The 7,110-nt window shown below is 38.8% G+C and carries 7 protein-coding genes and 1 pseudogene; 2 read left to right on the top strand and 6 right to left on the bottom strand.

Translation table 11 applies throughout. The features are described 5' to 3' along the window. The 6 genes and pseudogenes from B4237_RS06335 to rimO form a co-directional block, all read right to left on the bottom strand. A pseudogene (locus B4237_RS06335) lies at positions 1-682 on the bottom strand (1-deoxy-D-xylulose-5-phosphate reductoisomerase); the annotation flags it as partial. After that, complete coding sequence (locus tag B4237_RS06330) at positions 683-1,507, bottom strand: phosphatidate cytidylyltransferase (protein WP_278595441.1); 825 nt, start codon at positions 1,505-1,507, stop codon at positions 683-685. A gap of 3 nt (positions 1,508-1,510) precedes the next feature. Next, positions 1,511-2,260, bottom strand: coding sequence for a polyprenyl diphosphate synthase (uppS, locus tag B4237_RS06325; RefSeq protein WP_278595442.1), 750 nt, complete (start codon positions 2,258-2,260; stop codon positions 1,511-1,513). A gap of 4 nt (positions 2,261-2,264) precedes the next feature. Next, positions 2,265-2,819: a ribosome recycling factor gene (gene frr, locus B4237_RS06320; RefSeq protein WP_061517441.1), complete on the bottom strand. Its 555-nt coding sequence runs from the start codon at positions 2,817-2,819 to the stop codon at positions 2,265-2,267. A 75-nt stretch (positions 2,820-2,894) separates the two neighbouring features. Further along, positions 2,895-3,623, bottom strand: coding sequence for a UMP kinase (pyrH, locus tag B4237_RS06315; protein WP_007482231.1), 729 nt, complete (start codon positions 3,621-3,623; stop codon positions 2,895-2,897). Between the two features lie 64 nt (positions 3,624-3,687). Beyond that, entirely contained in the window at positions 3,688-5,031 is a 1,344-nt protein-coding gene (gene rimO, locus B4237_RS06310) for a 30S ribosomal protein S12 methylthiotransferase RimO (protein ID WP_286942226.1), read from the bottom strand. 328 nt (positions 5,032-5,359) lie between these two features. On the opposite strand from rimO, the gene glnL reads away from it, so the two are divergent. Together glnL and B4237_RS06300 are read left to right on the top strand one after the other, a co-directional pair. Beyond that, positions 5,360-6,469, top strand: a complete 1,110-nt coding sequence (gene glnL, locus B4237_RS06305) for a nitrogen regulation protein NR(II) (RefSeq protein WP_004879333.1) — start codon at positions 5,360-5,362, stop codon at positions 6,467-6,469. Further along, positions 6,456-7,110, top strand: a 655-nt coding sequence (locus B4237_RS06300; RefSeq protein WP_286942225.1) for a response regulator, incomplete at its 3' end; no start/stop codon positions are given. The genes glnL and B4237_RS06300, both read left to right, overlap by 14 nt.

Below are 7,110 nucleotides of genomic sequence, written 5' to 3'. Positions count from 1 at the left end.
TGTTCATTAAAGTTGCAGAATCAACCGAGATTTTTTGCCCCATAGACCAGTTTGGATGCTTACATGCTTGTTGAGGTGTTACATCTTTTAATTGTTCAATTGAGTGATTAAGAAATGGGCCACCAGATGCAGTCAATAATATCTGAGAAACGCCGAGTTGCGGCTGTCCTGTTCTTTTTGCGTCTAGATAGTCATGCGGTAATGATTGAAAAATTGCATTGTGTTCAGAATCTACAGGTAGCAATAACGCCTTATGCTGTTTTGCCGCCTGCATCATAATGTCACCAGACATCACTAAAGCTTCTTTGTTTGCAAGCAATACTCGCTTACCTGCTTTTACTGCTGCGAGCGTTGGCAACAAACCAGCCGCACCAACAATTGCAGCCATAACAACATCAACATCAGGATGTTCTGCAATTGCTATTAATCCAGCTTCATCAGTCAAGATTTCAATCTGTTTGAGATTTTCATTATGTAGCTTTTGTTTTAGTTCAAAAGCTTTTTCACTCGGTACGACGACAATTTTAGGATGATATTTTTTGCAGATTTCTAAAAGTTCATCTAAACGACTATAAGCAGACACTGCAAAAACAGTGTACTGGTCTGGGTGTTGTTCCAATACTTTTAATGTACTTTGACCAATTGAACCTGTAACACCCAATATACAAACAGCTTGAGTCATTTAAAGATCTACACCAATAAGTTTTAATATGTACATACCCGCAGCAAAGATAGGTGCAGCGGCTAGTAATGAGTCGATTCGATCTAATACACCACCATGCCCAGGAAGCACTCGACCTGAATCTTTGATACCAGCTCGACGCTTAATCATTGATTCAAATAAGTCACCTAACACTGAAGCAAAAACAGTGATGATTGAAAGAACTAAAAATAAGATAAGCTGTACTACAGTTAAATTCAAATATGAATATTGAACAATCATCATAATGATTACAGTTGTTGCAATACCACCATACAAGCCTTCAACCGATTTATTTGGGCTAACTGTCGGCGCAAGTTTCTTCTTACCAAATTTACGGCCAACAAAATAAGCGCCACTATCAGCCCCCCATACCAATAGGAATAAATACATCAACCACCATGGGGAGCTATGCCAGACTGCATATAAGGCTGTAACTGCCGCAGAGATTAAAATAAATCCAATGATATATAAGGAAACATTGTACCAATTATCAGATTCAGGGAAATTTTTAACCCAATAAATGCTTCCAAGCCAAGTGAGAATTGATGCAGCCCATAAAAGCAAAGCCACATCATCAAAAAATAATGCTAGCGTCGAAACTGCTGCGACACATCCACCATAAACCCAAGCTTTTGGCTTTGAAACAACTGATGCTGTTCTAGGCATAAGCTTAAACCACTCATACCCAGCAACCCCAGCTGCTAAAATCATAAGCACAAACATTGGATAATGTGATTGCGTTGCAAACATGCAACTTAAAACAACAGCAACTAAAACCAATGCGGTAACAATCCGCTCTAACATTTATTAATTCTCTATTTTCGCTTGTTGAATCTGTTCAGAAGTTTTACCGAAACGTCTTTCACGTCCTGAAAAAACGTTAAATGCATAATCCAACTCTTGCACTGTAAATTCTGGCCACAAAGTATCGGTAAAATACAATTCTGCATATGCAGCTTGCCAGAGCAAAAAGTTAGATAAACGATAATCACCGCCTGTACGAATTAATAAATCGACGGCAGGAAGATCGTTTAGACTGACATACTTATCAAATAAATCAACATTTATCTGATTGGTTTCAAGCCTGCCAGCGAGAGCCTCTTCTGCAATGCTCTTCGCAGCTTGAGCCATATCCCACATACCGCCATAACTTACGGCAATCGTGAGTGTCATCGAATCAAATGCTGCTGTCTTTTGCTCTGCATATTCCATTAACGCTCTCAATTTCGTCGATAAACGAGAACGATCGCCAATGAAACGCAACGCAATATCAAACTTTTCCATCCGAGGTAGTTGCTCATGAATTGTCTCTTCCAACAATTGCATTAACAAATCCACTTCATATTGTGGTCGGTTCCAGTTTTCACTTGAAAAAGCAAAAACGGTTAAAGCACGAACACCGACTTTTTTACAATGTTCAACGATAGGATCTAGGACATTTTTGCCCTCGCGATGCCCATCGCCTTTTTGCATTTGCTTTTTTTTAGCAAAGCGATTATTGCCATCCATGATGATGGCAATATGCTGAGGAGGATTTTGCTCTTCTGATAATGTCATATCATTAGACTTTCATTAATTCCGCTTCTTTCGCTGCAAGACGCTTATCAACTTCTGCAACATATTTATCAGTGATTTTTTGGATATCATCACCAGCACGACGCTCATCATCTTCAGAAATTTCTTTTTCTTTCAATAATGATTTGATATCACCTAAAACATCACGACGAATATTACGGATCGCAACTTTTGCATTTTCAGCTTCAGAACGCGCTACTTTCTGCATGTCACGACGTGTTTCTTCTGTTAATGCTGGAAGCGGAACACGAATTGAATCAGCAGTAATTGGGTTCAAGCCCAAATCACTTTCACGAATCGCTTTATCAATTGCTGAAACCATTGTACGTTCGAAAGGTTGAACAATAAGCGTACGAGAATCTTCTACACCAACGTTTGCAACTTGGTTTAGCGGAACATCAGAACCATAGTAAGGAACCATCACACCATTTAAAATTGATGGGTGCGCGCGTCCAGTACGAACTTTCGCAAAACCTTGCTCTAAAGAGTCAAGTGTTTTCTGCATACGCTGTTCGCTATCTTTTTTGAGATCGTTAATCATATGATCTTCCTTACTTATTCATTAGGTATTACAAAATATTTAACGTAGTATAAAGAGCTTTCAGGCTCACGTACATTAGTTCGTAACGTGAGTTCCTTCTTTTTCACCCATTACAACAGAAAGTAATGCGCCTGATTTATTCATATCGAATACTTGTAATGGCACATTATGGTCACGACACAAGCAAATTGCTGTGAGATCCATAACACCAAGCTTTTCATCAAGCACTTGATCGAATGTTAAGTTATCGTACTTAACAGCATCATCATATTTGCTTGGGTCTTTATTATAAACACCATCAACTTTAGTTGCTTTCAAGATTAAGTTTGCTTCAATCTCGATACCACGTAAGCAAGCCGCAGTATCTGTTGTAAAGAATGGATTACCTGTACCTGCAACAAATACACAAACTTCACCTTGGCTTAAATGGCGAATTGCATCACGACTTGAGTATGACTCAACAACTGTACCAATTGACAATGCAGACATTAAACGAGTTTTAATGTTACGACGTACCAATGCATCACGCATCGCCAGACCATTCATTACAGTTGCCAACATCCCCATTTGGTCACCCGTTACACGACCAACCAAACCATCTTTTTGTAATTGGCTACCACGATATAAGTTACCACCACCTACAACAATACCAACTTGCACACCTAAACCAACTAAATGAGCAATTGAAAGTGACATTTGATCTAATACTTGGGCATCAATACCCATATCTTTATTACCAGCTAAAGCTTCACCAGAAAGCTTTAGCAAAATTCTTGCATAACGTGGATTTTTAGAAGCTGACATACCTTTACTCCAAACCGACCAATCTCAAAATTTTCTTAATCTAATAAAAATGAATAATTCAACATCAAGCAGATTTAATCTGAATTAATTTCGCAAATAAATCGTATTTATCCGCGTCAGTAATTTCGACCTCAAGCAGATCACCCGCTTTAATCACACTCTTATCAATATCTTCAACAAAAACATTACCATCAATTTCAGGTGCGTCAGCATAAGAACGAGCTACTGCTACTGGGAACTCTTCTTCTAAGCTATCAACAAGCACAGTCATTTTCTGACCAATACGTTTTTGTAGTTTCGCTGCGGAAATAGCCTGCTGAACTTCCATGAAACGTTCATAACGCTCTTGTTTGATTTCTTGAGGCACATGATCAGGAAGATCATTCGCTGTCGCACCCTCTACAGGTGAATAAGTAAAGCATCCAACTCGATCCAGTTGAGCTTCTTTCAACCATCCTAATAAGATTTGGAAGTCTTCTTCAGTTTCACCAGGAAAACCAACGACAAAAGTAGAGCGAATCACCAATTCAGGGCATTTTTCACGCCACAATTTGAGGCGCTCTAATGTATTCTCACTATGCGCTGGTCGCTTCATCAATTTTAAGATGCGTGGGCTGGCATGCTGAAAAGGAATATCTAAATACGGTAAGATTTTACCTTGCGCCATTAAATCAATCGCGGCATCAACATGTGGGTATGGATAGACATAATGTAAACGAACCCAAATTCCAAGTTGACCAAGTGCTTCACACATGTCATAGAATTTAGTTTTTACAGGTTGTCCGTTCCAGAAATCCAACTTGTATTTCGTGTCTACTCCATAAGCTGATGTATCTTGAGAAATCACTAGAATTTCTTTTACACCAGCACGTTTGAGTGCCGCCGCCTCATCCAACACTTTACCCACTGGGCGAGAAACAAGATCTCCGCGCATACTTGGGATAATGCAGAATGTACAACGATGATTACAGCCTTCTGATATCTTTAAATATGCATAATGCTTCGGTGTCAAACGAACACCTTGCTCAGGAACTAAATCAATAAATGGGTTGTACTTTGATGGTGCTGGTACATATTCATGTACAGCTTCCATTACATCTTGATAGGCTGCCGCACCTGTTACTTTTAGAACATTTGGGTGCATTTGACGAATCTTGTCTTCATCTTTACCTAAACAGCCCGTGACGATCACACGGCCATTTTCGCTCATGGCTTCACCAATCGCGTCTAAAGACTCTTGTACTGCAGATTCAATAAAACCACAGGTGTTAACAACAACCAAATCTGCACCATCATAATCTGATGCAACTTGATAACCTTCAGTCTTTAACTGAGTTAAAATTCGTTCAGAATCTACCAATGCCTTAGGACAACCTAAAGATACAAAACCGACTTTGGGGGTCTTCATGAATCTGCGCTCCACTAGAATCGGCGTATTGTATGTCTTTTCTCGGCTTACGCATAGCAGCAAAGACATCTCTTTGTGTAATGCACCAAAATACAACCAATATTTTAAATAAAATTCAACAATGCACCATTTTGAATCATAATAAAATATAGAAATAACCCAATGTATGTGAAAAATACCGTATAAATTAGACATTCTACGAATAAGTTATTGAAATTTAGCCAATACAAAGTTGGCTTATATTTTGCATTAAGTACAATCTAGAAGTTAATGGCTATTCATTTATATTGATATTAATTGCGCCATTTTAAAACAGGACGATTCACAAATGGATCAACACAACACTATCGACTATCGACTACTTGTAGATAATCTGACGACTGCCATTTTATTGGTCGATAGTAATCTTAATATTTTTTATTTAAATTCTGCTTGTGAAGCATTATTTGATATCAGTTTGCTTCGCGCATCGGGCCAACCTGTACTCAATTTACTGCATGCACATGATGATACATTTAATACACACGAAGCATTAATCAATACATTACAAAGTGGACAACATTATACGCGACGAGAAGCTGTAATTAACGTGAACTTCAAACCAATTCATGTTGACTATACCGCCTCGCAATTAAATGCAGGAAAAAGCTACCACCCCTTACTTCTCATTGAACTCAATCCGATTGATCGTATGTTGAAAATTTCCAAAGAGGAAAATTTGGTTCAACAACATCATGTAGCTCGCCAATTGGTTAGAGGAGTTGCACATGAAATCAAGAATCCTTTAGCTGGTATTCGTGGCGCAACTCAACTTTTAGCACGTAGCTTAGGTGATGAAAGTTATCGAGAATTTACTGACATCATTATTAATGAAGTTGACCGCTTGACTAACTTGGCTGACACGATGCTCGGTTCGCGGCAATTACCTAGCTATGAACATGTTAATGTGCATGAACCACTAGAACGCGTTCGCTCACTCATTGCTAATCAAACCAAAAAGAAAATTAAGATTACTCGAGATTATGACCTTTCATTACCAGACGTTATGGCTGATCGCGATCAACTTATACAAGTCATGCTCAATATCAGCGTCAATGCGGTTCAAGCAATGACTGAGAATAAAGATTACTTTACCGACTCAGAGCCAGAATTAACATTAAGAACACGTATTCAACGTTTAGTCACTATTAATGGTGCTCTGCATCGCTCAACAGTACGTATTGATATAGAAGACAATGGTCCTGGTGTGCCGGAAAGTATTTTAGAGTCAGTATTTTATCCGCTCGTCACTGGACGAGCTAAAGGAACAGGTCTAGGCCTAAGTATTGCTCAAAACATCATGCATCAACACAACGGAATGATCGAGTGTCAATCCGTTCCTGGAAAAACCGTATTTAGCTTATATTTACCTTGGGAGTCAGACCGTGTCACGAAATAAAATTTGGGTAATCGATGACGATCGTGCCATGCGCTGGGTACTCGAAAAAACTTTCAAAGAAGAAGGTTTTGACGTTACCAATTTTGAAGAAGCACAAACGGCACTTGAACGTTTACATGATGATGCACCAGATGTCATCTTAACTGACATCCGTATGCCTGGGATTGATGGTTTAACTTTCTTATCCAAAGTTAAAAATACACATCCAGACTTACCTGTCATTATTATGACAGCGCATTCAGACCTTGAATCCGCTGTATCAAGTTATCAAACAGGTGCTTTTGAATATTTACCAAAACCTTTTGATATTGATGAAGCATTAGCACTGGTTAATCGTGCAATCTTGCATATCAATAAGTTACAACAACAAGAAGCAACTAAAGCAGCATCACCATTGCAATCAACCGAGATCATTGGTGAATCTCCTGCTATGCAGGAAGTTTTCCGTGCGATTGGACGTTTATCACAATCTCATATTACTGTGTTAATTAATGGTGAATCTGGTACTGGTAAAGAATTAGTTGCACATGCTCTACACAAACACTCACCTCGTCGTGCCAAACCATTTATTGCACTCAATATGGCGGCAATTCCTAAAGACCTGATTGAGACAGAATTGTTTGGGCATGAAAAAGGTGCTT

It is taken from the genome of Acinetobacter sp. UBA6526, assembly GCF_002434875.1.
Lineage (GTDB): Bacteria > Pseudomonadota > Gammaproteobacteria > Pseudomonadales > Moraxellaceae > Acinetobacter > Acinetobacter venetianus.
The sequence above is the reverse complement of the archived record's forward strand: the minus strand, read 5'-3'. Positions and strand labels throughout refer to the sequence as shown.

What these genes read in the sequence shown, in the direction of transcription:
- uppS (WP_278595442.1), bottom strand. Translation starts at nt 2,260, where the DNA reads ATGACATTATCAGAAGAGCAAAATCCTCCTCAGCATATTGCCATCATC.
- glnL (WP_004879333.1), top strand. Translation starts at nt 5,360, where the DNA reads ATGGATCAACACAACACTATCGACTATCGACTACTTGTAGATAATCTG.
- frr (WP_061517441.1), bottom strand. Translation starts at nt 2,819, where the DNA reads ATGATTAACGATCTCAAAAAAGATAGCGAACAGCGTATGCAGAAAACA.
- B4237_RS06330 (WP_278595441.1), bottom strand. Translation starts at nt 1,507, where the DNA reads ATGTTAGAGCGGATTGTTACCGCATTGGTTTTAGTTGCTGTTGTTTTA.
- rimO (WP_286942226.1), bottom strand. Translation starts at nt 5,031, where the DNA reads ATGAAGACCCCCAAAGTCGGTTTTGTATCTTTAGGTTGTCCTAAGGCA.
- pyrH (WP_007482231.1), bottom strand. Translation starts at nt 3,623, where the DNA reads ATGTCAGCTTCTAAAAATCCACGTTATGCAAGAATTTTGCTAAAGCTT.